Here is a 26,897-nt window from a genome sequence, read left to right on the forward strand (position 1 = left end):
AACTGCTTTTTCATTTTATACGTTCATTGACATAGAAATTCCAAAAAAGAATTTCAACGGGTTTATACAACCTGTGACAACTATTGTTTAATCCATTCGTCCTATCATATGTGCGACGAATATAAATTGAATCAGGTGAATAGAGAATTAATCGTAAGATCTAATTCTAATACCGTTGATTTTGCCTTATTAAATGATGGAAAACTCATAGAACTTCACAAAGATGAAGACGATAATAAATTCAATGTTGGTGATATTTTAATCGCCAAAGTAAGGAAACCGGTTACCGGTCTCAATGCTGCTTTTGTTAATGTAGGTTACGAAAAGGATGCCTTTTTACATTATCACGATCTAGGACCTCAATTATCAAGCATGCTGAAGTTTATTAAATTAGTGAGCACCGGGAAATTAAAAGATTTTTCCCTTAAGAATTTTCCATTCGAAAAAGATATTGATAAACATGGCAGCATTAATAATGTAATTAAAGCCAATCAATCTCTTTTAGTGCAAATTGTTAAAGAACCCATTTCAACAAAAGGTCCCCGAATTAGTTCGGAACTTTCCATAGCCGGTAGATATTTGGTTATGGTTCCTTTTTCAGATCGTGTTTCCGTTTCACAGAAAATAGGAAGCAGTGAAGAGAAAGACAGACTTAAAAGGCTTGTCAAAAGCATAAAACCAAAGGGTTTTGGGGTGATTATAAGAACAGTTGCGGAAGGCAAAAAAGTAGCGGAATTAGACAAAGATCTTCAGAACTTGCTGAACAAGTGGACAGCAATGTGTAAGAAATTGTATAAAGCGCCGACACCTTCTAAAGTATTGATTGAGCTAAATAGAGCTTCTTCTATATTAAGAGATGTCTTTAATGATACCTTCAGCGGAATACATGTTGATGATGAGACGCTTTATGAACAGATTAAAGATTATGTGCTAGAAATTGCACCGAAAAAAGAATCCATAGTTAAGTTGTATAATTCTTCTGTGCCAATTTTTGAAAAATTTGGTATTGAAAGGCAGATCAAAACATCTTTTGGGCGCACAGCGTCCATGAGCAAAGGTGCCTATTTAGTAATAGAACATACCGAAGCACTTCATGTAATAGACGTGAATAGCGGTAATCGTTCAAACAAAGCAAAGAATCAAGAAGATACAGCTTTGGAAGTAAACTTATTGGCAGCCTCAGAAATTGCAAGGCAATTACGTTTGCGAGATATGGGTGGTATCATTGTTGTCGATTTCATAGACATGGTAAAAGCCGATCACAGAAGAAAACTTTTTAATCATCTTAGAGATGAGATGAAAGAAGACAGAGCCAAACATAAAATATTGCCGCCCAGCAAGTTTGGTCTGATACAAATTACCAGGCAAAGGGTACGTCCCGAAGTTAATATTAAGACAACTGAGATAGATCCCAGTGGACAGGACCAGGAAGTAGAAGCTCCTATTGTTTTAATTGAAAAAATGAATGTAGAGCTTGAAAGAATAATGAAAGGACCTGCAAAGGATAAAGGTATTGTGCTGAATACACACCCTTTTATTGCAGCTTATTTGACCAAAGGATTCCCATCACATCGTTCCAAATGGTTTATGGAACATAAAAAATGGATAAAAATTCAACCAAGAGATGCTTATACATATCTCGAATACCATTTTAAAGATAAAGACGGTAAAACCATTAGATAAAAAAAGCGACTTCCAAAACGGAGTCGCTTTTTTTTGTTTAGGGACAATCCAGCTTAAAATACGCTTGGTAAAAAATTTGATCTGTTGCATGAGTAGTCCAAAATCCGACTTTATAAAATATTTATGGTTATTCATAAATTTGTTCCTTAAGTTGAGCCAAAATAAAAATTATGAAAAATCCGACTAGTGTAATTTTATTGAAATTACAAACACTTCTGAGTAATTGAAATCAAAATCAGGAACATCCTGTGGTTTAATAATAAAACTGATATCTGCGCCGTTGGCATGAATTATTCTCGTAAATCTTATTCCGTAAATGAAGCAACTAAGAAGTTAGAAAGGTATTGTGCTTATCAGGAACGTTGCCATTTGGAAGTTACTACTAAATTGCGGACAATGGGAATAATTCCGCAAGCAATAGATCTTATTACCACTCATTTAATTCAAAATGACTTTTTAAATGAAGAGCGTTTTTCCAGAAGTTATGCCAGAGGGAAATTTAACTTAAAAAATTGGGGTAAAGTTAGAATTGTCGCAGAGCTGCAACGACGAAACATATCAAAATTTAACATAAAACTGGCTCTGGAAGAGATAGATAAAGAAGACTATTTGCAAAAATTGGACTTAATAGCCAGAAAAAGATTACAACAAATCAGAGAAAAAAATCTCCAAAAAAGGAGAAAAAAATTGGCAGATTATTTACTTTACCGAGGTTGGGAAAGAAATTTGGTCTTTGCAAAAATTACTGAGCTGATATCATAGGATATCAAAAGTTGAAATTTTAGACCTTCCTGAAGCAAATAACTTGTATATAGGGATGTATTTTGTAACTTTGACGTCTAATTTTATAAAAATGAAGCCAAAAGTCACAACGGAGTTTCATCACGGTCAGGCAAAAATATTCAAAAACGCATTTTTGGAAAGCCTCACCAAAACAAATCCAATTCAGAATATCATTGTTTATGGAATTACCATCATAGCAATGATTTCTTTTACTTATTTAAAAATAGGATTATCCGCTATTGAAATTATCGGCCTCTTTATTGTTGGTGTATTTTTCTGGACATTTGCGGAATACATGTTGCATCGTTTTGTTTTCCATTGGGTCACCGAAGCCAAATGGTCTCAGCGCTTTCATTTTATTATGCATGGTTCGCATCATCATTATCCCCGGGATGAAGAACGCCTGTTAATGCCTCCGGTACCGGGTTTAATAATGGCGAGTGTATTATTTTTACTGTTCTATGCTATTTTTTGGCTACTTGGAATTTCTGACTTATCCTTTGGTTTTTTTCCTGGCTTCTTTACGGGCTACTTAATGTATTCATTTGTTCACAGGGCCACGCACATTATGCGACCTCCAAAGCGCTTCAAAAATTTATGGCAACATCATAGTCTTCATCACTACAGATATCCTGATAAGGCCTTTGGTGTATCTAATACTTTTTGGGATAAAGTCTTTGGCACTATGCCTCCATCTAAGGTAAAAGATAAAAAAGAAGAACTGGTATAGACTGAAGTTCTATTTTATTGCCTTCATTCTCTCAAAAGGCTTTGTTCTATCGAATAAATACCTATAGGTGGTGTGTATTTTACAAATCTCACCCCCTACCTGCTTTACGACAATAATCATTTTTCTATTAAAATCACCTATACCATTAATTTCAATAAATTCATATTGGTTAGATAAACTTTTAGCCATGTTATGAAATGCATGAATTATTCCACCATCGAGTCCTTTGCCCTGATGCTCTGGAACAATGCCAAAAACAAAACCTAGCATTTTCTTATTTCTTTTATGCCGCTTATGCCAAACAAATTTTAACTTTCCCATGAGATTCAGCTTACCGTTAACGTATTTGAACCATTGATTTACTTCCGGAATATTGATATAGAAGGCCACCGGCTCTCCTTTGAAATAAGCAAACCAAATTATTCTTTCGTCGATAATCGGCTTCAATTTATTCATTAACAGATGCCCCTGTTCTCTTGATATTGCGGAAACGCCTTCATGATTAACCCAGGCTTTGTTGTACATATCTATTATATCATCTGTTTGTTCTTCAAATTTTTCCATTTTAAAATGGTCAAACGAATAATCCGGGTTGCTATTAACTATAGCGGCTTTTCTCTCCAATCTTGGGTTAACATCTTCTTTTATTGATTTCAGGAAAGTATAATGCTCAAAATAAGTCTGAAAACCATAGTTTTCAAAAAGTTCTTTATAATATGGATAGTTGTAATTGCATTGATAGTTGGGTTCCATATCATAGCCTTTAGTTAAAAGTCCCCACCATTTGTCCCGTGCCCCAAAATTTATTGGCCCATCCATGAACTCAACCCCCTTGTCTATTAACCAATTTTTACTTGTATCAAATAATTTATTAGCAGCATTTTGGTCATTAATACATTCAAAAAAACCCACTCCGCCAAAATTTTCAGAGATTCCCTTCACCGAGGTTTTCTTTAAAACAAAAGCTGCGATGCGGCCAATGACTTTATTATCATTTAATAACAACCATCGCACACAACTACCACGTTCAAAATTCTTATTGACAAAAGGATCAAAAATATCTGCAATATCCTTATCAAGAGGTCTTATATATTGTTTGTGATTTTTGTAAAGATCTACCGGAAACGATACGAATCTTTTACAATCGCGGCGGGACTTTACTTCGACAAGATGCATTAAATATTATTAAAAGAAATGTAAACATAAACATAAATCGAAAGAAAAAATAAAGTGGTTAATGTTTTTTATTTAGAATGGCCCCTAAAATGAATTTAACGGAGCATTTTATTTGTCCTTTTTATTGCTTCTTTATTTTTCCAGTCAATCCATTGTTGTCCTCTTATTCTTCTCATAAGGTTATCAAAAAATCTCATGAAGAATACATTATAGACTGCTTTTACAAGATTTCCTGAATTATGAGCTATACCACGCAGACTCATTGAAAACCCGGGTGTGATATATTTCATATAATGCCAAAAACCTTCAGGAATATATAAGACCTCTCCATGGTTCAAATGCGTTCTAAATCCCTTGGCATGCTTTAGAGCAGGCCATTCGTCTAAATCTGGATTAGAAAAATTTATGCTTTCGTGTGTAATTAGTGAATGAGGTACTTTATAGAGATACTTATTTTCAGATTGAGGAAAAAGGATACATTCCTTTTTACCTTCGAAATGAAAATGAAAAATATTGGCAAGATCAATATCGTAGTGCATAAAAGTATGCGAATCGGCACCTCCAAAAAACAACATTGGAAGTCCCTTCATTAACCGGAAACCAAAATCAGGATAAAAGAAATCTTTTTGGAGTTGAGGGGCTTCTTTAATTAAATTCCACAAAAATATTCTGTATTTCGTTGGTTGTTGCCTTATAAGATCTATATAATCTGTCAACTTCATTTTTGCATGAGGCTCATTAAACCCATCTTTGTAGTCAACAGGTCTGTCATCATATAAGGGCACAGTTTTATCCCCTGCTACCTTTTTCATATAATCAAAATCCCATTTAGAATAGGCCGGCCATTCTGTTATGAATTTTTCAATTACAACAGGTTGCTGAGGTTTATAATAATTATTTATAAAATCCTCTTTGCTAATGGTTTTTACTCTGGGTATATCCTTTAATTGCAAAATCTAATGGGTATCTTAAACTTCAAAATTGAAATCGTGATAAAGACTTTATGGAAATGATCTTACTAGGAAATTTTGCCAGGATTGGATTTCATCTTTGCAAGCTCATTGCGTTCTATCTTATGTTCCGGTCTTGACCATTTTGGTTTCTCCCCAATTGGCTGTAAACTAGACTCATTTGCCTCTACCGTCTTTGGTTGTGGGGCTTTTACAAATGGTTTTTGAGGAATAAGGCCTAATTGCTTAAACATATCCAAATCTTCATTTACATCGGGATTGGGTGTTGTCAATAATTTGTCTCCGGCAAAAATGGAGTTTGCTCCGGCAAAAAAGCACATTGCCTGTCCTTCCCTCGTCATTTCTGTTCTGCCGGCCGATAATCTTACCTGAGTTTTAGGCATAATAATTCGGGTTGTGGCAACCATTCGTATCATATCCCAAATAGAAATAGGTTCAATATCCTCCATAGGAGTTCCTTCTACGGCAACAAGTGCATTAATAGGTACAGATTCGGGCTGAGGATTTAAAGTAGATAAGGCCCCCAACATTCCTGCCCTATCTTCTAATTTTTCCCCCATCCCAATAATACCACCACTGCAAACGGTTACATTACTTTTCCTTACGTTTTCAATCGTTTTTAATCTATCGTCAAAAGCTCTTGTGGAAATTACATCCTTATAATAATCTTCAGACGTATCAAGGTTGTGGTTGTAAGCATATAGACCAGCCTCTGCCAAACGCTTTGCCTGATTTTCAGTCAGCATTCCTAACGTACAACAAACTTCCATATCCAGCTTATTAATGGTTCTTACCATTTCCAAAACCTGTTCAAATTCGTCGCCATCCTTTACATTACGCCATGCAGCGCCCATACAAACCCTTGAACTTCCGGATTCTTTAGCGCGCAATGCCTGGGCCTTTACATGCTGAACAGACATTAAGTCGTTGTTTTCGATATCAGTATGATAACGTGCTGCCTGAGGACAATATCCGCAATCTTCAGGACAACCTCCGGTCTTTATAGATAGCAAAGTAGATACCTGGACTGTATTTGGATCATGAAATTTCCTATGAATTGTGGCTGCTTCGTATAATAATTCCATCAAGGGTTTATTATATATTTCTAGAATTTCCTGTTTTGTCCAGTTATTTCGTTCTTCAACCATTTGTAAGAATTTAAAATAAACATCAAAAATAATCTTTAATCCGTAAAAACCTGATAATTCTTAATTATAGTGATTTCAGCTGCCTAGTTTTTGGGGTTTTTCAATAAAATACTAACCGCATTTCCACCAAAACCTACTGCATTTACAAGTATTCTGCTTATTTTCTTTGGAGGATCTGAACTCATAAAAGGAACTCCAAAAAATCTTTGATGTTGCAACATTAACGTTGCCATTTCTAAACTAAGGATTCCTGATGCACCAAAAGTATGTCCTAGTTTCCATTTATTTGTTGTAAGCGAGGGCATGGAATTACCAAAGATCTTCTCAATTGCCAAATATTCTGCCCCATCTCCTTTTATTGTCCCCGGAGCATGCATAACAATAATATCGATTTCTTTAGGATTTAAGTTTCCTAAAGCCATAGACATAGAATCTTGCAGGCATTGGGCATCTGCGGAAAGGGAGATATTATGTTCTAACGATTCCGTTGCAAATCCCAGTCCTTCTATTATGGCTAGTGAGTTTTCACGAATTCCATATTCAAGGCAGGCAACGCCCGCGCCTTCGCCAAGGATCATGGAATTTTTTTGTTTATTAAGGTCGAGAGCCCTGCAAGGGTAATCATTATTCTCTTCCGAAGCATAAATCTTTAAAGCCCTCATTTGGGCAATAGTAAATGGTGTCAATGGTGCTTCACTGCCTCCCACAAGAAATTTTTTTGCCATCCCACTTTTTATCCATGCAACACCATTTAACACTGCATGCAATGCTGTGGAACAGGTTATTGAATGTGAAATGTTAGGGCCTTTTGATTGAAGGTCATGAGATATCCAGGAAGAAATATTTCCCAATGTAGTTGTTGGAGATGTTAAAACAGGAGTAGCATTGTTTTGTAAAAAATCATTGTGATATTTTTCAAAAAGCCCGGTAGCACCCCGGGATGAACCTATATTTATTCCAAAATTTTCATTTTCCCTCCAGCCGGCATTTCTGACTGCTCGCCTGGCAGAAAAAATACCGAAAAGTACACTGTCATCCAGATTCTGATATCTTGAATTGCTATTCCTGAGGTTCATTATTTCCAATTTGGAAGATTCTGATAAACAGGATGCCCAGGCAGTTGTATTTCCAAATTTAATTTTCTTGAAAAAATGTTTTGGATGCTGGTAACCGGCCCAAATTTCCTTTTGATTATTTCCCAAAGGAGAAATGGAAGCAATTGACGTAATAGTAATTGGTAAAGGCAATGCAATCTTATTTAAAGTAAAAATAAAAGTTCTTACCTTGAATGTATAAAAACAATATAAAAAAGAATGAACAATGACTTGCTGCCTGAAAAGAGCTGGTGGAATCGTAATTGGTCCTGGGCTTTACCGCTTGGTGGGTGTTTAACAGTTTTGATAATTATTGGTGTTGTTATTGGATCTGTTTTTTTTAGTGTTACTTCTATGCTGGATGATTCGGTGCCTTTGGAATACGCTCTTAATAAGATCAATGAAGATCCGGAAATAATAGAGCAAATGGGTTTCCCAATAGAAAAAAACGGAATGATACAAGGCGAATTCAATTGGGTTAATGGTGAAAAAGTTACAGATATTAAAGTTCCTATAGCAGGTCCTGAGGATAGTGGAACTTTATTTATAAAAGCAAGTGCAAGAGATGATATATGGACCTATCACGAAATTAAGGTCGTGATCAAAGAAAATGAAGCCCTAGACCTACTGGACGATGAATGGGACTAATCTTTATTGACAATTTTAAACCACCTCATTCAATACAAGTTCAATACTCTCATAAATCTTTGATAACTGAGCATCAGTAATTATATATGGAGCCAAAATATAAATCGTATTTCCCAGCGGCCGTAAAAATACACCGTGCTCCATAAAAAAATTAAAGAGCCTGTTTCGCAAGTTGCCGTAACGTTCCGTTTTAATATCCAAATCTAGTGCGAAGATAATTCCGCACTGACGAATTGCAGATACTTTTGGATGTTGCTTAATTTTCACCCCAAACTCCTTATGCGATTGTACAACTCGCTGAATATCCTTTTGAATTTCTTCAGATTGAAGTAATTCGAGGCCAGCTAATGCCGCTGCACATGCCAATGGATTTGCTGTATAGGTATGGCCATGAAACAGTCCTTTGGAAATCTCATCGCTATAAAACGCATCAAAAACATCCTGGGTGCAAGAGGTTACTGCCATTGGAAGTAATCCGGCAGTTAGAGCTTTTGAAAGGCAAATAATATCAGGTTTTACATCAATATGATCCGAGGCAAAATTCTTTCCTGTCTTGCCAAATCCGGTCATGACCTCATCTGCTATAAGAAGGACCTGATTATTCTTAAGCAATTTAAGAATCGTATTCAACCCTTCTGCGTCATGCATCTTCATTGCCGCAGCGCCCTGTACCAAAGGTTCATAGATAAATCCGGCTATATCGTTCAGATCTAAGCTTGAATTAAGTTGAAACAGAATATCTCCTATATTCCCTTTTGTGGGTGGTGGAATTCTTTCTACCTCAATAAAATAATCCTCGAAGGGTCCATTATAAACAGAAAGCCCGGAGACAGACATTGCCCCAAAAGTATCACCGTGAAAGCCCTCCTCAAACGCCAGAAGTACCTTACGCTTATTGCCCTTGTTAAAATGATATTGCAGGGCCATTTTAATTCCAACCTCCGTAGCCGTAGAGCCATTGTCTGAAAAGAATATTTTCTGCTGATTAGGAGGTAATATTTTAATTAATTCTTCTGACAACTTAATGGCCGGTTCATGTGTGAAACCACTAAATACTACCTGATCCAGAACCTCCATCTGGCGTTTTACTTTTTCCAAGATATAATCATTGCAATGGCCATACATAGAAGTATACCAAGATGCAATACCATCTATATATTCCCTGCCATTTTCATCGTATAGAATAGCTCCTTTGGCTTTGGTTATACCCATCATATCAGACTGAAGTTTATGCTGCGTCAGAGGGTGCCACAAATGCTTTTTATCTCTTGCTGTAAGGTCTTTCAATATTTCCTAATATAGTTGCCGGTTTCAATACCTGACATTTGATTAGACTTTATGGTTATTGCTCTCAAATTTTTTGTAGCATTGGATAGAACTTATTGGCGTATAGTTTAATTGAAGATTTGTCAAAACCAGTTTCTTCATTTATCCTTCCAATTAACTTTACTCCTGTCTTACGCAATATAATTCCTTCGGTGCTAGGATGTTCATTTCCACTAAAAATAATAGCTACACCAAACCCCTTTTGCTTCAAGCTTTCAATAGTCAATAATGTATGGTTTATACTACCCAAATAATGCCTTGAAACAACGATAACCTTATAATCACTTTTGATAATATCCAAAATAGTATTCTTTTCGTTTAAAGGCACTAATAATCCCCCTGCTCCCTCAATTACCAAATGATTTGAGGTTTTGGGCTCCATAATTTGGTTAAGGTCAATCTCAATATTATCTATGTCCGCAGCAGCATGAGGACTCATTGGCGTATTCAATTCGTAGCTGCTCTTATGTATAATAGTTTTTTTATTTGAAATCAATTCGGCTACTTTGTGACTATCCGAATTTGACAACTCCCCGGCCTGTAAAGGTTTCCAGTAGTCAGCGTTCAGTGCCTCCGTAATTATTGCTGAAGCAATTGTTTTGCCGACATCGGTAGAGATTCCTGTTACAAAAATTCTTTTCATAATGATGAAGGGCTTGTAATCATACCACAGTTAAGACATTTGTACTTTTTTTTCTCTAGGAATGGAAAAAGCTTATTTATTAGACCATTCCTGCTGTAATAAACTTCAGATCTTTGCGCCTTACAATTAGGACAAGTAATCAGATTCCCCGAATTATCCAACGCATAACTTCTTATTTCGTTATAAATATTCAAAGCTCTGTCTCTATCCTTGGAGTAAACCCGTAATTTAACTCCTCCAATGGCCTGGCTTATTAAAGGATCTGTATTGATGGTATTTTCATCTTTTAAAAAAACTGGAATTCCCTCAGACTCTAGTTTACCTTTAATAATTTGTACATCCGCAGGGTACTCAAATGCACCAAGGGTATAAAATTCCTGATTCATAACTTATTAATTTCATGCGCCAATTGCTGTAATATAAAGCAAATATCCTTTTTTGTATTAAAGCTGTGCAAACAAAACCGCAACCGTTCCTCCCCTTTGGGAACTGTTGGAGATAGAATAGGCCTGATGTCAAACGAATTTTTTATAAATTTTTGCGCTACATCTTTTACTTCATTATTGCCCTTAATTATGCAGGAATGAATAGCCGAGGAACTAGGAATAAAAAAAGATGAAATTCCCAGACGTTCTTTTTCCTCATTGAAATATGCTATATTTTCATGTAGCAGTTCTCTCTCTTTAAGTCCCGCCGGGCTTGTTATAAAATGATAAGCCGCCATTATTGTTGCCAATGAATGAGGGGGCAGCCCGGTTGTATAAATAAAGCTTCTCGCGAAGTTTATCAGATATTTATTTAGATCTTCACTTCCCAAAATAGCCGCTCCATGGCATCCCAGGGCCTTTCCAAATGTTATAATTCTTGCGAAAATTCCTTCCTGTAATTCCGATTCTTGTACCCTTCCCATGCCATTTGAACCAAATAAGCCAATAGCATGTGCTTCATCTACAATAAGCAGACAATTGTATTTCCTGCATAAAGCTAATACAGCTTTCAAATCTGGCGAATCCCCATCCATTGAAAAAACAGATTCCGTGACTATATATATTTCCCTGTTCTTGTTACTCGAGCCTTTTTCTTTTACCCTGAGGATGCGCGTATCCAGATCTTCAAGATCGTTGTGCTTAAACTTATAATCCCGGGCATTACTCATTTTAATACCATCTCTGATACTTGCATGTATAAACTCGTCATATAGTATTATATCGTCTCTTTGGGGTACTGACGAAAACAGCCCTATGTTGGCATCATATCCGGAATTAAAAATCAAGGCTGAATCTGCACTATGGAAATTCCTTAAAAGATTTTCCACTTCCGTATATAAAATACCGTTTCCAGTAAGCAATCTGGAACCAGTAGCGCCATTATTAACAATCCCTTTTTCTGAAAGAATACCTATTGCCTTTTCAAAAACAATTCGGTTTTTGGCAATACCGAGGTAGTCGTTGGAAGAAAAATCGATTCCCTGAATTTCTTTTGGCAAGCTCCTCAAGGCATTTATTTGATCCCTTTCCACTAATTTTTTATGTAATTTTTCTGGTAAGTGGCCCATCTAACAAATGTAGTATTTCCTACTTTTAAATAGTATATTGAATCATATAAACTCCAGGCAATGATAATAGAAATTGGGCAGGTACAAAACAAAAAGGAATTGGAACAAATTCTTTCCCTGCAGAAGGAAAATCTTCCAGGCGCATTGACAAAAAAAGAAATTGCAAAGGAAGGTTTTGTAACAATAGCCCACACTCTTGATTTATTGGATGCCATGAATGATGTCTGTCCTCATATTATTGCCAAATATGAGGAAAAGGTTATTGGATATGCTTTATGTATGCATCCCAAATTTGGTAATGAGATAGATATTCTTAAACCAATGTTTAAGGAAATTAGTGCTGTATTGTCCCAAGATGAAAAATACATAGTAATGGGGCAGGTCTGTATTGATAAAGCATATCGAAAAATGGGACTTTTCCAAAAACTTTACAAGAATATGCAAGATGCGATTAAGCCAGATTTCAATTGCATTATTACCGAAGTCGATGCGTTAAACAAGCGATCACTTAACGCACATCTGGCGATTGGTTTTTTGGAACTCAAAACTTATACGTCCGATAACCACAAATGGCATCTAATAATTCTAAAATGAAAAGAGCCATACAAGTTGTATGGCTCTTTTTTTATATAATTTCAGGATATTTTAATCCGCAAGAACGATTAATTTATTATCATTTAATTCTATTGTGCCGCTATTAATTCGAAGGATAGTTTTCCCATTTGAATCCTGAGTAAATCTATCTTCATATTCCTCCTCGATTTGAATATCTCCCTGAATCTTAACTTCGCCTTCCTGAAGTAAAGAAACTATTGGTGCATGGTTAGTAAGCATCTGAAACTCCCCATTTACTCCGGGTACAGTAACAGAAATAACTTCTCCTGCAAATAAAACAGCTTCTGGGGATACGATTTCTAAGTACATAGTTTAAATGTTCTTTTTAAACATCAGCCAACATTTTTTCGCCGGCTTCAATTGCTTCTTCTATTGTTCCTTTAAGGTTGAAAGCAGATTCGGGCAAATGATCTAATTCTCCATCCATTATCATATTAAACCCTTTAATTGTCTCCTTAATATCAACCAGCACACCAGGTATTCCTGTAAATTGTTCAGCAACATGGAAAGGTTGCGACAAAAAGCGCTGTACTCGTCTTGCCCTTCCAACTGCTAATTTATCTTCTTCAGAAAGTTCTTCCATTCCAAGGATAGCAATAATATCTTGTAACTCCTTATAATGCTGAAGAAGTTCCTTAACCCTCTGAGCACATGAATAGTGATCATTACCTAATATTTCCGGGGTAAGAATCCTGGATGTAGAATCCAGAGGATCAACAGCCGGATAAATCCCGAGTTCTGCAATTTTTCTCGATAAAACAGTAGTAGCATCCAAGTGAGCAAATGTAGTCGCAGGCGCCGGATCCGTTAAATCATCCGCCGGCACATATACTGCTTGCACTGAAGTAATGGACCCTCTTTTTGTTGATGTAATTCGTTCCTGCATTGTTCCCATTTCAGTAGCCAAAGTAGGTTGGTAACCTACCGCTGAAGGCATCCTGCCTAAAAGTGCTGATACTTCTGAACCAGCCTGTGTAAAACGGAAAATATTGTCAACAAAAAAGAGTACATCCTTGCCTTGTCCATCTCCTGCACCATCCCTGAAATATTCTGCTATTGTAAGACCTGATAGCGCTACTCTTGCACGGGCTCCGGGAGGTTCATTCATCTGTCCGAAAACAAATGTCGCCTTAGATTCTTTCATTACTTTCTTATCAACCTTAGATAAGTCCCATCCGCCTTCTTCCATTGAGTGCAAAAAGTCATCTCCATATTTTATAATTCCGGATTCGAGCATCTCACGTAACAGGTCGTTTCCTTCTCTTGTCCGCTCCCCAACACCGGCAAATACGGAAAGTCCGCCATGACCCTTGGCTATATTATTAATCAACTCCTGAATTAATACGGTTTTGCCCACGCCGGCTCCACCAAATAATCCAATTTTACCTCCTTTAGCATAAGGCTCAATAAGGTCTATAACCTTTATTCCTGTAAAAAGTACTTCCGTAGAAGTAGATAATTCTTCAAATTTTGGTGCTTCTCTATGTATTGGAAGTCCGTTTTTACCGGTCTTTGGTAGATCTCCCAAGCCATCAATAGCATCTCCAATTACATTGAACAGGCGTCCATAAATATCTTCCCCAACCGGCATTTGAATGGCATTACCAGTAGCTACAACCTCTGTACCCCGGCTTAAACCATCAGTAGAATCCATAGCAATAGACTTAACTATATTTTCGCCAATGTGTGCTTGTACTTCTAAGACAAGAAGAGCACCATCACTCCTGGTAATTTCCATTGAATCATAAATTCTTGGAAGGTCTGTTCCTGAAGGAAATTCAACATCAATAACCGGTCCAATTATCTGGGATACTCTACCTGTAATTTTAGCCATTATTCAAGTATTTATTTTTAAAATTTAAAGCGATTTAAAAAGAACCAAAACAATATATGAATTGATTGTTTTTTCAGGCTGCAAAGATATGTTTTTCTAACTTAAATGGAAATTGTTTTACCTTATTTTATGGGCAATAAAAAAGCGCTTATTACACAGCGCTTTTTTAAAGGAAAATTTTTTGTTTTTATTGCAATGTAGGTGAAAAATTTGTCGGATAGTTCCCTATATCAACAAGATTTCCTGATGCTTCAAAATTTGAACCATAGGTAGCATCAATAGCCATCATGAATTCATTAGCAATTAATGCATATCCTCTGGATGTAAGATGTACACCATCTAACGAAAATGCCCCACCTGTTACTAAATCGGAGGTTAATGTGAAATCACCACTGTTAAGACCACTATTTACCAATTGGTCTAATAAGTTATTGGCATCTACAATTGCAAGACCTGCAGCACTTGCCGCACCCGAAATAGTGCTATTATAAACAGTAATAGCATCGGTAACTTCCATTTGTTCACTTGGCAATAGTACCCACTTATCTTCCAAAGGTATGGCCACACCGTTTACGGATAGTGGATTGTTTGGGTCTGCCAGAGTACCGATAAAATTCGAGGCAGGTAAAACGATCAAATCTTCAGCCGTTGCCTGTCGAATTTGAGGTAGCCCGGCAAATGCGGGATTAATAGCTCCCAAATCTGTTAAACTCTCATCTTCAATAACCACTGCGTTAGTGGCGCTTGCCTCAAAACTAATAAGTCTGGCATTTGCTTCTTCCTCAGTAAAAAGTCCGGTGCCCGCTAAGGCGGCTAAAGCGGCTTGAATTCCTCCATTATAAGGTGCATAAGCCCCGTTTACAGCAGTTGCTGTCGCGGCATCCAAAGGCACTGGATTGTAAGGAACTGTAGTCAAATATGGTATTTTAGTTAAATCAGGAATATTGGCCACAACACCTCCTGCACCAGAAGCCGTAAGCGTGGCTATCAAAGCTCCATAAGATTGATCGAAACCAACGCCCGGAGGCCCGGAAACGGGTGTTATTGGGTCAGTTCCATCTCCCCCGGTGATTACATATCCCAGAACATCATTACTCCCTATCCACAATGAAAAGAATGATGGACTTTGGGCAACAGCCAAATCCAAAACACTGGCATCAGGGGTTGACCCCGTCATTCTTACAAAATAAGGATTAGCCAGTCCCAGTGCTAAATTCCCTAAATTTCCATAGCCAGGCGCCAGAAGATGAAAACTTTTTGCCCCGGGTACACCTAAATTATTAAACGGGCCCGTAGGATTGTTAAGAGCTATATCTGTAGTCACCGTCACTGGACCTATAACAGATTCTAAAGGAACGGGGCCAGCTCCTCCAAAAACAAGTCTTGGATCAAAGCCCGGAATTCTATTGCCTGCTAAGGCTAATCCACCAAGATTGTCATTCGTCAATGGTTGCGTAAAACTACCCCCGCCAACAAGTTGAAATTGTTGTGACAAAATGTTGGGTAATGAAAAATTTTGACTTGCGCTAAATAAGGCACCATCAGAAAATCCAGCAGTAAAAGAGCTTCCCAAAGCTACAAAGTTAGAAAAGTCAGCAGATCCCGGAGTTGCAGGGGGCAACTCTACTTCTGGCTCTATCATTTCAAAGTCTTCCCTCTTATTGCAAGCCGAAAATCCTATTAGGCATATCAATAAACATATATATATATATTTCATTTTCATTGTATTATAAAGTATTAATTGACCAAGACACGTAGTATATAGAACCTATGAACCCAGTTCCGAATGCAGTGAAATACTCTTTTCCAAGAATATTATTGCCACCGATCTTAAATGTTGATTTTATGCTGGGAACCCTATAATTAAACTGGGCATCAAGCACATGGAATTCCGGAACAACCCCGTTTCCAAAAGTAGCTTCCCAAAAATAATCATCACTGAATCTGTAGGCTACATTAAATCCAAAATTTTCAAATAGTTCCGTATTACCAAAAGATGCCTTAAACTTATGTTCCGGGGTGTTGAAATTAGACATAAAATCAGGGTTCGCTTCCTGATCAAAATCCTGCCTCGTAAAAGTATAGCTGCCACCCAGATCATAATCTCCAAATATTCTTAGGGTTAATCCCAGGGATGCTCCATAAGAACTTATATCCACATCAGAATTTGTATATGCCCCCCATGTTTGTCTGTCCCCGTTAGCTATTGCTGCTACTGAAAGTGAACCATCACCTACGGCACCATAATAAGGAGCGATAACTGTCTCCTGGGAAATGAAATCCTTATATCTGTTGTAATAGGTGCTGAAATCTATGACTAGATTTTTTAGTTTCCCCCTATATCCAATCTCAAAGGAGGTTACTTGCTCAGGCTTTACAAGATCTGGGTTTGCTATTACCAAATCGTTAGGATCACCAGATTGGCCAAAGGCAATCACGGAACTTGCAGAATAAGAATTGTTATACGCAACTGCTCCTGTTTGGGTTATTGTAGACGGCTGACCTAAATCCTGACCGCCGCCACTAACATCGAAGTTCCTTACATATCTATCAAGGTTATCCGAGGCAGAACCAATTAAAATAGCCCTCCCGGCATCTAACCCTATGAATAAATCCTGAGTCGTGGGATTCCTAAACCCTGTTTGTACTGAGGCCCTTACATTATGCTCACTATTGATGGTAAGTCCTGCGGATAATCTCGGTGAAAAGAAACCGTCAAAAAATTCTGATTTATCATATCGAATAGAACCTGTGAGTTTAAGGTTCATACTTTGATTGAGCTCTAAATTTTTCTGGATTTGGGTATAGATACCAAATTCTGAATAATTAATTGGACCATCAAAATCAGTGTAAATTGTTCCTGACGAATTTAAACTGTACTGTCTAAAAGAACCTCCTACCTGAATATCGGCAAAATCAATTAAATGGCTAAAATTGTAATTTGCATCGGAATGATAATATTTGGAAGCATCCTTAAATTGGGACCCTGAAGCAAGATCAGGATCCTTAATAACATTATCAAAGGCATTTTGAAATTCCGGTGATCCCGGGAGAAAACGGCCAGATTCTGCCTGAGCACGCGCTGCAGCATGTGCCTGAGCATCCGTGGCACCACCTAAAGTTGCCTGAACGTAGGTGCCTGTATATTCGCCAAACCATGTATTGTCATCTTTCCATCTCCTATTTATATTAATTCCCGTAAAAACCATGTCATAGGAATCCCCGGCTTTATCTGCTACTAAATAACCCCTTAAGAAAAAATTATCGTTTCTGATTTCTAATTTATGCTGTTCCTGAAAAAACCCATTTATATTGTAACGATTGGTTCCCTGGTAAATAGTTGCACCTGTACCTACTTTGCCCACATAGGATATTTCAAGACTATTGCCGTCTATGGGCCTGTAAAATAAACCCCAATCTGCTTTGATACTTTCAGCGTTATAATTGGTGAGATCTCTTTCATTATATCCTGTTCTGCTCACATCTACAGAAGGAACCAAGGCATTGGCTCCACCCGGGAGAATACCTAAGCCTTCAAGGGTAACTGCAACACTTTTGATGTTTGCTGAAACCTCATCACCATATACATTAATACCATCATAATCCAGATCTGCCCTCGTGCGTGTAGGATCAAACTTATCTACTTCGCTTGTTGCTGCCCAATCTGTTCCCTTGAGATAACCAAAATTCACTTTTCCTGCAAACTTATCAGAAAACTTGTATGCTGCCCTTATACCAATATCTGTATAACTATTATCGCCAGCCGCTTCCTGAGATGTAATGCCCTGTTTTAGAGAAACACTAATTCCCTGATAATCAAAGGGACTTTTACTGCGCATAAAAAGTATTCCATTAAAGGCATTTGCACCATATAAAGCCGAAGATGCACCCGGCAACAATTCAACACTTTGTACGTCTGGTTCTACTAAACCAACCAGGTTGCCTATGGGAAAGTTTAGAGCGGGAGTAGAATTATCCATCCCATCTACCAGCTGCATAAAACGGGTATTTGCAAAAGTGGCAAAGCCCCGGGTATTAATGGATTTAAAGGTTAAACTGTTGGTATTAATATCAACCCCTTTTAGATTTTCCAAACCGCCATAAAAATCCGCCGCAGTGGTATTTTTTATTGCTTCTAATCCTAAGCGCTCAACGGTAACGGGGGATTCAAATATCCTTTCCGGTGTTCTGGAAGCGGAAATCACTACCTCGTCTAAAAAGGTTTGTGTCTCACTAAGAATTACCGAAATAGTTTGATTGTTCGCTGTAACATCAGCGGTTGACTCAGCATAACCAATACTGGTTATCCTTAATTGAAAGGGGGGGACTTCAGAAGTTTCGAGAACAAAATTACCGTCAAAATCGGAGGTTGTTCCTATGGCTTTCCCAACTATAACAACATTTGCTCCAGGGACGGGTTGGCCATTTTCATCCACTACATTACCATTCACGATTGTCTGTGAATATGCTCCCATACCCCACATTAGCAGGGAAAATAGAAAGATTCTTCTCATGTTAATTTTGAGTTAAATTAGTATAAGGCCAAGATACAGATTTTTTTAAACTGAAAATGTATAAAGTAAAAAAACTATGTGTAAATAGTACTAATTTCGCAATTTAAGTCTGAATTAACTGGTAAATTCATAATTTCAAACAAAAAGGCAACCATAAAATTGGTCGCCTTTAGATATATCTAATCTTAAACCAGCTATTCTACTATTCCACAGTAACTGATTTAGCTAAATTACGAGGTTGATCTACATTACATCCTCTCATTATAGCAATATGATAAGACAACAACTGAAGTGGTATAGTTGTTAAAAGCGGGGTGAGACTTTCAATAGTTTCAGGGACCTCAACTACGTGGTCTGCGAGTTCTTTTACCTGATCATCTCCCTCAGTAACAATAGCTATAATTTTTCCCGATCGGGATTTTATCTCCTGAATATTACTAACTACTTTTTCATAATGACCTTTATTGGTAGCAATTACAATAACCGGCATATGTTCATCAATAAGCGCAATAGGGCCATGTTTCATCTCTGCCGCGGGATATCCTTCCGCATGAATATAACTTATTTCTTTAAGTTTAAGTGCCCCTTCCAAGGCTACGGGAAAGTTATAACCTCTGCCCAGATATAAACAGTTATCCGAATCTTTATATTCATTTGCAATTATTTCAATCAGAGGATTAGATTGAAGTGCTTTTTCCACTTTAACCGGTATATTCTCCAGCTCAGAAAGGAATTCATGAAACTTGGATTCAGAAAATTTACCCTTTTCTTTTGCCAGCTTTAGAGCAATTAGTGTCAATACTGTTATCTGAGTTGTAAATGCTTTGGTTGAAGCAACACCTATTTCAGGTCCGGCATGTGTATACGCGCCGGCATGAGTCTCTCTTGCAATAGAAGAGCCTACTACATTACACACTCCAAACACATATGCTCCATTCTCTTTAGCAAGTTTAATTGCCGCCAATGTATCGGCGGTTTCACCGGATTGCGAAATTGCGATAACCACATCATTCTCTGTAATTACAGGATTTCTATATCTAAATTCTGATGCGTATTCTACCTCTACAGGTATTCTGGCCAAATCTTCAAAAATATACTCTGCTACTAAGCCGGCGTGCCATGAAGTTCCACATGCAACAATAATGATTCTGTCTGCATTGAGAAACTTTTCCAGATTCTGATCAATTCCTGACATTTTTATTATGCCCTGGTCTACAAGTAATCTTCCTCTATAAGTATCCTTAATAGCGCTTGGTTGTTCATAAATTTCCTTTAGCATAAAATGATCGTACATCCCCTTTTCAATTTCTTCAAGGTTAAATTGAAGCTCCTGAACTAAAGGATATGCTATTGCATCATTTTTTATTTTTCGCAGTTTTATTTCTTTTCCAAGACGTACGATGGCCATTTCCTGATCTTCCAGATAAACTGCATTATTAGTAAATTCTATAAAGGGTGACGCGTCTGAAGCTATGAAAAACTCATCTTCACCAATACCTATTGCCAATGGACTTCCTAGTTTGGCAACCACAATTTCATCTGGCTTTTGAATATCAAATACAGCAATAGCATAAGCTCCAACAACCTGATTTAAAGCAATCTGCACGGCCTTACCTAATAATACATTTTCCTTTTTCTTTACTTCTTCAATAAGATTTACCAAAACCTCGGTATCCGTGTCAGATTTAAAGGTATAACCTCTATTAGTGAGTTCTTGTCTAATAGATTCATAATTTTCAATAATCCCATTATGAATAATTATTAGATTTCCAGAATTTGAATAATGCGGATGTGAATTTACATCATTTGGAACCCCATGAGTTGCCCATCTTGTGTGTCCAATACCAACATTCCCATTCAAGGGTATATTGTTTTCTGATCGATCTTTCAGATCCTTAACCTTGCCTTTGGTCTTGGCCAGATTAATCCTATTTCCATCGTATAGGGCAATTCCTGCGCTGTCATAACCGCGGTATTCAAGGCGTTGCAAACCCTTCATGATAATGGGATAAGCATCTCTGAATCCTATATATCCAACTATTCCACACATAAATATTCTATTAACTGGTTAAAAGATGGGTAAATTTACAAGAAGAAAATAAAACTTTGCCGTTTTTTTCGCTTATATAACGATAAAATACTGTAAGTGGTATTATGATCTATTATTAATTAGCCTCGGTATAGAATATCTCTAACTTTAACTTTAGATCCTCTTCTTCAATAGGAACATTACTGCCAAAGAGAACAGTGCTTAATGGAGTAATTGTGGCAGCAACTGGTAAATCTTCTTCCGACATGTCCAATACAGCATTTTTAGAATTAACGGTTGCCAAATCTGCTGTAACCGACAAGCCCAGAGTAACATTTGTAGAATCTCTAATTATTATATCATTGATATGATTCGTTATTTTCATTTTATACCTGACTCCTTTATTATTTTCTTTTTCCAAGGACCCCCCGTAGTTTATATTAATTCTATTTCTTATATCAGGATCACTGGCCACACTAAGATCATAAATAGGGCTATTCGTCTCTGTGTTAAAAAGGTATAATGCAGGTGGCTCATTAGTTGCACCGGCCATATCTAAAGCTTCTCTATCTACATAGAAGATCAGGTTAGCCTCGTTAACGATCCAATTATTTGTTTTAATTTCGTTTAGGATATCTTCTCCATTATTTTCCTCAAACAATTGAATTTCCGAATAGGCCCCAGAACCTCCTTTAATATATATCCTATCGGCATTTTCGTCGATGTCCAAGCTATTCGCAATTTCTGATGAAAAAGACTCATTTACTAAGGTATTAACCGCATTTCCAATTATTGTACCAAAGGTCAGGTCTCTGCTAATTAGTGTTAATTCATAATCAGCTTCTTCCTTTACTATTTCGTCATTCTCTTTTTTATCGTATTCATAAGATATTGTAATTGTTGCATCCGTAATATCAAGGATAAGCATAATATCATCGGTAATAGGAGTAACCGATAAATGCAACCCTCTAAGGAATTCACTAAAATTAGCCTGACTTAATAATTCTGTCTGGCCTTCTTTATCCAATATATTTTCTTGAAAAAAAGCAGGATCTAACGCTACCTGAATACCCGGCTGAATTCGAGTGGGCTCATTCAGAGATTCGTCTGCTTCGGTGTCGGGATCATCCTCGGCAGGTACCAATATTTCCTCATCGGATATGGTTACCTCTCCGTCATAGAGTATATCCGAAACAAAATCTGGTGAAAATTCTTGAGTTGAATAGTACTCTTGTGATTCAAGAAACCCCGCATCAGGGTCCAAATCTCTCAAAAAATAGGTAGATCGTTCGACTTTAAAATTAAAAGGAGCCTCCCGATTTCCATAAATACTGTCAAGATCAACTTTGCGTGGAAAACTATTAGGGGTATACTCCGTGTCCTGACTATCTACTATACCATCACCGTCGGTATCCTCGTCTAGCGGATTTGTTCCAAGTATTCTTTCATCATTATCCGTAAGGCCATCTCCGTCACTATCACTATTTGGGTCCTCAGGGTCGGTATCGAAAGCATCTTCAACACCATCAAGATCTCGATCACCGGTCGGGTTTTGAAGATAAGGGATATAAAGAATTACTTCTTTTACTGTTTCGTTCTCCGCAATGGCTGTCTCTTCCGAATCAATTAGAGAATTATCTTCTCTTGATTGGCTAAAAAGTCCGAATGCCGGATTACCAACGCCTCCTTGCAATCTTAATTGGGAAGTTATGCTTGCATCTGTATCGCCATAAAGCGGATCATTATATTTTCCTATTTGATAAATTGGAAGTTTGTTGGTCTCAACTGCATTAATTTTTTTATTAAAAACAAAAACATCATATACTGCCTTGTTTGTCTCAAAAGGATCGTCGCCAACAAGACCATCCCCAATAGTAGTTAGGTCTTCATTACACGAAACCGCAGTAAGCATAAGTATCAAAACCGCCATTGCAGCGTATACCCATCTAAAAAAAATCTTCATGAGGCTTATTTTAAAACTTCAGTGCTATAAAAATTTGCATATGCTTCTTCAAATTCCTGCAAAGGAACATATGGCAACAGAGGTTTTTGGAGGTTGGTAATGTAATCACTTAAATCTTCAGAAATTTCTTCGGCGGCTAAAATAATGGCATCAGAAAAATCTACAGCAACTTTTAACAAATTATTATAGGTAGGAGACTCTAGATGAGAGATACTGTCCTCAGATATTCCATCAAATAATATCTTATTCTTCATTTTAACATCCAGATTTCCTTCAAAGCCTTTGCCATAAACTGAAGTTACAATTTTGCTATCGGCAAATAAAGGTTCATCTGCATAATACGTTCTTAAATACAATGGTAAAAGTGATGCCATCCATCCATGAACATGAATAATATCCGGTGACCAGTTTAATTTTTTAACTGTTTCAACTACACCCTTGGCAAAGAAAATAGATCTTTCATCATTATCCGGGAATAGTTCACCATTCTCATCTGTGAACGTTGCTTTACGTTTAAAATACTCTTCATTATCTATAAAATAGACTTGTATTCTTTCCTTAGGAATAGATGCCACCTTTATTATTAATGGCATATCCATATCATTGATCACCAGGTTCATACCAGACAATCTGATAACCTCATGTAATTGATGTCTTCGCTCATTAATATTTCCATACCGGGGCATAAATATCCGAATCTGACCTCCGTTGCTATTCACCATTCTTGGTGCTTCGTAAGACATTAGGGATACTTCATTCTCTGGTAGGTAGGGCACTAATTCTGAAGATACAAACAATATCTTTTTACCATTCATACAGGTCGTCTTTTATTTATCGCAGAAACGTAGCTGCAAAATTACAAAAATTATGCAGATTAGCAGTAATTATAGTAAGTTTGCTCGCTTTTTAAATTTAGGTATGAAGCTGATTTTTGACAAGAAAGAATTACAATCTTGTTTGAGTTCTCATGAAGATGAGGCGAAAATGCTTGGTTTGGTGCCTACCATGGGCGCCTTACACGAAGGACACCTAAGTCTTGTTAGGCAGGCATTATCTGAAAACTCCAGGGTGGTGGTCAGTATTTTTGTCAACCCAACTCAGTTTAATAATCCGGAAGATCTAAAAAAGTATCCAAAGACCCTGGAAACTGACATGGCCTTATTAGAAAGTGTTAGCGACGAGATCATAGTCTTTGCGCCAACCGTTTCCGAATTATACACCCAGAATATTTCTTCAAAAAATTACTCCTTTAATGGCCTGGATAAAGTTATGGAAGGTGCTTTTAGAGAAGGTCATTTTAACGGGGTAGCTACCATTGTCGAAATACTGCTAGACCTTGTTAGGCCAAACAAGGCCTATTTTGGAGAGAAAGACTTTCAGCAGCTTCAGATCGTTAGAAAATTAAGCCATGAACTGCCTTTTAAGGTAAAGATAGTGGGCTGTCCTATTGTCAGGGAGCCTCACGGACTGGCCATGAGTTCCCGTAACCAACTGCTTTCCAAGCGCATGCGTCAAAGAGCCGGTATCATATTTAAGACCTTACAAACAGCTCATAGTATGTTTGGCACAAAAAATGCTACTGTGATAGTAGCATATGTGAACAGTGTTTTTGCAAAAGAGGCAGATCTGGAGCTGGAATATTTTCAGATCGCCGATGTAGAAACGCTTACACCTATGCAGAGAAAACAAGACAATATAAAATACAGAGGCTTTATTGCCGTTTATGCTGAAGGCGTTCGCCTCATTGACAATATCGCTATGAATTGATTACTTTTGCGCCATGAAAATTGAAGTTGTAAAATCGAAGATACACCGGGTAAAAGTTACCGGAGCTGATCTAAATTATATAGGCAGCATTACCATAGATGAAGATCTTATGGATGCGGCCAATATCATTCGGGGAGAAAAAGTACAGATCGTAAACAATAGTAATGGAGAACGATTGGAAACTTATGCTATTCCGGGTCCACGAAATACAGGGGAACTTACCTTAAATGGCGCTGCAGCCAGAAAAGTAGCTATTGGCGATATTCTTATCCTTATTACCTATGCCTGGATGGAACTTGAGGAGGCCAAAGTTTTTCAGCCTTCCATGATCTTTCCAAATGAAAAGAACAATCTTTTAACCTAAGCCTTGAGCACTCGCTTAAAAAAACTCTTAAAAATCATTATCCCGATTTTACTTGGGGTTTTTTTGGTTTGGTATTCCTTCAGCAGTACTAGTCCTGAAAATAGGAAGGAGATCTTTAAATACATTAGGGAAGCCGACCTTTTTTGGGTAGGCATTTCCATTGTTATAGGCATTTTAAGTCATATTTCCAGAGCTGTGCGCTGGAATTACTTGTTGGAACCTCTGGGGTATAAACCAAAGATCAGCAATAACATCTTCTTTATTTTAATGGCCTATTTTGCCAATTTAGGCATCCCAAGATCTGGAGAGGTACTTCGGGCAACCGCTTTAGCTACCTATGAGAACGTTCCATTTCAAAAAGGATTTGGGACGATTGTAACAGAGAGAGTGATCGATCTATTGATGCTGTTCCTTATTATTTTTATAGCCCTGATCTTGCAAACCGATATCATATTGGGTTACCTGAAGGCTAATGGAATAGGACTTACCGCTACGCTTTTGTTAGTTGGAGCCGGTGTATTTTTCCTCTTTCTTTTTCTTGCTTTTTTACGCCGGTCTTCTTCAAGGATTGCCATTAAGCTTAAGGATCTTGTCAAGGGTTTATTAGATGGTATGCTGAGTATCTTCAAAATGAAAAAGAAATGGGCATTCCTGTTTCATACCTTCTTTATTTGGGGGGCTTATATTGCCATGTTCTGGGTTATAAAATTTACAGTTGCAGAGACCATGTCCCTCTCCATCTCAGAATTGTTGGTGGGCTTTGTTGCAGGAGCTTTCGCAATGTCTACTACCAATGGAGGCATAGGTTTGTATCCTATCGCTGTGAGCAAATCACTCGCCATATTTGGTATTAGTGCGGTCTCCGGGGATGCGTTTGGTTGGATCATGTGGATCTCACAAACACTGATGGTGGTTGTCTTTGGTGCAATATCTTTTCTACTCTTACCGTTATTGAACAGGAACCGATAGGCTTCCCTTAATCAATAAAACAAACCTAATGAGAATTGTAGTATCCATGATACTTGTGGTGTTCATTGCCCAGGTCTCCATAGCACAGGTTACCAATGAGATCTTTGAATCATTTAAATTGCAGGAAAGGCGAAACGTTTCCTACTATTTTCCGGAGGATTATACCCCGGAGAAAAAATACCCCTTGGTAGTAGTGCTGGATGCGGAATACCTGTTTGATCAGGTGGTCGCAAACGCTAAATTCTACAGTAGGTTTGAGGGTATGCCTGAGGTAATTGTTGTCGGTGTTGAACAAAGCAAAGATGATCTTAGGTGGGAAGATTGTGCCTATGAAGAAGATTCTGGATTACCAACTGATAAGGGTAAGCAATTCTATGAATTCCTGGGGATGGAAATTATCCCTTATCTCGACCTCAATTACAATACAGCGCCATTCAGGATGTTCATTGGGTATGATATCACAGCCAATTTTGGCAATTACTACCTTTTTAAGGATCGTTCCTTTTTCAGTGCCTTTATAAGTATTTCTCCGAGTTTAGCGCCCGAAATGGAAAATAGGGTGCCAGAAAGACTAATGGCCATGCAACAACAAATCTTTTATCACCTAATTTCAGAAGGTGGAGATCCTATGGTTAAACAGCTCGATCAAAATCTTAAGACCATTGACAAACCCACAATACACTATTCCTATGATGAATATCCCGAGGCAAACGAGGTGTCTGTGGTTACTTACGGGTTGGGTAAGGCATGGGAACATATGTTTGAAGTATTTAAACCTATCAGCCCCAAAGAATACAAAGAAAAGATCTTAACCTCAGAAGAACCTGTTTTTAAATATTTGGAAGACAAGTATGCCATGATAGAAGAACTGTTCGGCTTCCAAAAACAAGTTAGCCTTAATGATATAATGGCAATTTATGCCGCAAGTAGAAAAAAAGATGATTTTGAAGCTTTAAAACCTTTGTCTGATCTCTGTAAAAAACAATATCCGGAAACTATGATGGGTTTCTACTTCGAAGGTGAATATTACGAGGAATTAGGAGAAGGCAAAAAAGCATTACGTACTTTTGGAAAGGCTTTTGGCA

24 protein-coding genes are annotated in these 26,897 nt (G+C 37.4%); 9 read left to right on the forward strand and 15 right to left on the reverse strand.

Annotation, left to right across the window (positions count from 1 at the left end; all coding sequences use genetic code 11):
• Positions 1-135: 135 nt before the first annotated feature.
• From Q0X89_RS11915 to Q0X89_RS11925, 3 genes are all read left to right on the forward strand, one after another.
• On the forward strand, positions 136-1,683 hold the full coding sequence (locus Q0X89_RS11915; RefSeq protein ID WP_297694433.1) for a ribonuclease E/G: 1,548 nt from the start codon (positions 136-138) through the stop codon (positions 1,681-1,683).
• 285 nt (positions 1,684-1,968) lie between these two features.
• Positions 1,969-2,445 carry a regulatory protein RecX gene (locus Q0X89_RS11920; RefSeq protein WP_297694435.1) on the forward strand — a complete coding sequence of 159 codons (477 nt, stop codon included), beginning with the start codon at positions 1,969-1,971 and terminating at the stop codon, positions 2,443-2,445.
• Between the two features lie 91 nt (positions 2,446-2,536).
• Positions 2,537-3,196 carry a sterol desaturase family protein gene (locus Q0X89_RS11925; RefSeq protein ID WP_297694437.1) on the forward strand — a complete coding sequence of 220 codons (660 nt, stop codon included), beginning with the start codon at positions 2,537-2,539 and terminating at the stop codon, positions 3,194-3,196.
• Positions 3,197-3,205: 9 nt separating this feature from the next.
• Here Q0X89_RS11925 and Q0X89_RS11930 read toward each other — a convergent pair whose 3' ends face one another.
• The 4 genes from Q0X89_RS11930 to Q0X89_RS11945 form a co-directional block, all read right to left on the reverse strand.
• Positions 3,206-4,372 carry a hypothetical protein gene (locus Q0X89_RS11930; RefSeq protein ID WP_297694439.1) on the reverse strand — a complete coding sequence of 389 codons (1,167 nt, stop codon included), beginning with the start codon at positions 4,370-4,372 and terminating at the stop codon, positions 3,206-3,208.
• Positions 4,373-4,467: 95 nt separating this feature from the next.
• Entirely contained in the window at positions 4,468-5,325 is an 858-nt protein-coding gene (locus tag Q0X89_RS11935; protein WP_297694441.1) for a cupin-like domain-containing protein, read from the reverse strand.
• A 65-nt stretch (positions 5,326-5,390) separates the two neighbouring features.
• Entirely contained in the window at positions 5,391-6,491 is a 1,101-nt protein-coding gene (bioB, locus tag Q0X89_RS11940) for a biotin synthase BioB (protein WP_297694443.1), read from the reverse strand.
• An 83-nt stretch (positions 6,492-6,574) separates the two neighbouring features.
• Positions 6,575-7,738, reverse strand: coding sequence for a beta-ketoacyl synthase N-terminal-like domain-containing protein (locus tag Q0X89_RS11945; protein ID WP_297694445.1), 1,164 nt, complete (start codon positions 7,736-7,738; stop codon positions 6,575-6,577).
• A gap of 66 nt (positions 7,739-7,804) precedes the next feature.
• Here Q0X89_RS11945 and Q0X89_RS11950 point away from each other — a divergent pair, with 66 nt between their 5' ends.
• Positions 7,805-8,233, forward strand: coding sequence for a cytochrome c oxidase assembly factor Coa1 family protein (locus Q0X89_RS11950; protein ID WP_297694447.1), 429 nt, complete (start codon positions 7,805-7,807; stop codon positions 8,231-8,233).
• Positions 8,234-8,248: 15 nt separating this feature from the next.
• On the opposite strand, the gene bioA is transcribed toward Q0X89_RS11950, so the two are convergent.
• The 4 genes from bioA to Q0X89_RS11970 form a co-directional block, all read right to left on the reverse strand.
• Entirely contained in the window at positions 8,249-9,520 is a 1,272-nt protein-coding gene (gene bioA / locus Q0X89_RS11955; RefSeq protein ID WP_297694449.1) for an adenosylmethionine--8-amino-7-oxononanoate transaminase, read from the reverse strand.
• 64 nt (positions 9,521-9,584) lie between these two features.
• Positions 9,585-10,202 carry a dethiobiotin synthase gene (gene bioD / locus Q0X89_RS11960; RefSeq protein ID WP_297694451.1) on the reverse strand — a complete coding sequence of 206 codons (618 nt, stop codon included), beginning with the start codon at positions 10,200-10,202 and terminating at the stop codon, positions 9,585-9,587.
• Complete coding sequence (locus tag Q0X89_RS11965; protein WP_297694453.1) at positions 10,199-10,588, reverse strand: DUF2007 domain-containing protein; 390 nt, start codon at positions 10,586-10,588, stop codon at positions 10,199-10,201. Before Q0X89_RS11965 ends, bioD begins: the two co-directional genes overlap by 4 nt.
• Positions 10,585-11,757, reverse strand: a complete 1,173-nt coding sequence (locus tag Q0X89_RS11970) for an aminotransferase class I/II-fold pyridoxal phosphate-dependent enzyme (RefSeq protein ID WP_297694455.1) — start codon at positions 11,755-11,757, stop codon at positions 10,585-10,587. Before Q0X89_RS11970 ends, Q0X89_RS11965 begins: the two co-directional genes overlap by 4 nt.
• Positions 11,758-11,817: 60 nt before the next feature.
• Here Q0X89_RS11970 and Q0X89_RS11975 point away from each other — a divergent pair, with 60 nt between their 5' ends.
• Complete coding sequence (locus Q0X89_RS11975; RefSeq protein WP_297694457.1) at positions 11,818-12,351, forward strand: GNAT family N-acetyltransferase; 534 nt, start codon at positions 11,818-11,820, stop codon at positions 12,349-12,351.
• Positions 12,352-12,402: 51 nt separating this feature from the next.
• On the opposite strand, the gene Q0X89_RS11980 is transcribed toward Q0X89_RS11975, so the two are convergent.
• From Q0X89_RS11980 to Q0X89_RS12010, 7 genes are all read right to left on the reverse strand, one after another.
• Entirely contained in the window at positions 12,403-12,681 is a 279-nt protein-coding gene (locus Q0X89_RS11980) for a hypothetical protein (protein ID WP_297694459.1), read from the reverse strand.
• A gap of 16 nt (positions 12,682-12,697) precedes the next feature.
• Positions 12,698-14,206 (reverse strand): F0F1 ATP synthase subunit beta, encoded by a 1,509-nt coding sequence (gene atpD, locus Q0X89_RS11985; protein WP_297694463.1) that lies wholly within the window; start codon positions 14,204-14,206, stop codon positions 12,698-12,700.
• A gap of 187 nt (positions 14,207-14,393) precedes the next feature.
• Entirely contained in the window at positions 14,394-15,929 is a 1,536-nt protein-coding gene (locus Q0X89_RS11990; RefSeq protein WP_297694465.1) for a G-D-S-L family lipolytic protein, read from the reverse strand.
• A 4-nt stretch (positions 15,930-15,933) separates the two neighbouring features.
• Positions 15,934-18,720 (reverse strand): TonB-dependent receptor, encoded by a 2,787-nt coding sequence (locus Q0X89_RS11995; RefSeq protein WP_297694467.1) that lies wholly within the window; start codon positions 18,718-18,720, stop codon positions 15,934-15,936.
• Positions 18,721-18,922: 202 nt separating this feature from the next.
• Entirely contained in the window at positions 18,923-20,770 is a 1,848-nt protein-coding gene (gene glmS, locus Q0X89_RS12000) for a glutamine--fructose-6-phosphate transaminase (isomerizing) (RefSeq protein ID WP_297694470.1), read from the reverse strand.
• A 115-nt stretch (positions 20,771-20,885) separates the two neighbouring features.
• A complete protein-coding gene (locus tag Q0X89_RS12005; protein ID WP_297694472.1) occupies positions 20,886-22,712 on the reverse strand; it encodes a DUF4270 family protein in 1,827 nt (608 codons plus the stop codon).
• Positions 22,713-22,717: 5 nt separating this feature from the next.
• Positions 22,718-23,527 carry a glycogen/starch synthase gene (locus Q0X89_RS12010; RefSeq protein WP_297694474.1) on the reverse strand — a complete coding sequence of 270 codons (810 nt, stop codon included), beginning with the start codon at positions 23,525-23,527 and terminating at the stop codon, positions 22,718-22,720.
• A gap of 103 nt (positions 23,528-23,630) precedes the next feature.
• On the opposite strand from Q0X89_RS12010, the gene panC reads away from it, so the two are divergent.
• The 4 genes from panC to Q0X89_RS12030 form a co-directional block, all read left to right on the forward strand.
• Positions 23,631-24,479, forward strand: a complete 849-nt coding sequence (gene panC, locus Q0X89_RS12015; RefSeq protein WP_297694476.1) for a pantoate--beta-alanine ligase — start codon at positions 23,631-23,633, stop codon at positions 24,477-24,479.
• A gap of 13 nt (positions 24,480-24,492) precedes the next feature.
• The gene (panD, locus tag Q0X89_RS12020) at positions 24,493-24,843 is read left to right on the forward strand and encodes an aspartate 1-decarboxylase (RefSeq protein WP_297694478.1); all 351 of its coding nucleotides are present in this window, start codon (positions 24,493-24,495) and stop codon (positions 24,841-24,843) included.
• Between the two features lie 3 nt (positions 24,844-24,846).
• The gene (locus Q0X89_RS12025) at positions 24,847-25,812 is read left to right on the forward strand and encodes a lysylphosphatidylglycerol synthase transmembrane domain-containing protein (protein WP_297694480.1); all 966 of its coding nucleotides are present in this window, start codon (positions 24,847-24,849) and stop codon (positions 25,810-25,812) included.
• Between the two features lie 28 nt (positions 25,813-25,840).
• A partial coding sequence (locus Q0X89_RS12030; RefSeq protein WP_297694482.1) for an alpha/beta hydrolase-fold protein occupies positions 25,841-26,897 on the forward strand: 1,057 nt, incomplete at its 3' end.

Source organism: uncultured Eudoraea sp. (assembly GCF_947258525.1).
Classification (GTDB): Bacteria; Bacteroidota; Bacteroidia; order Flavobacteriales; family Flavobacteriaceae; genus Eudoraea.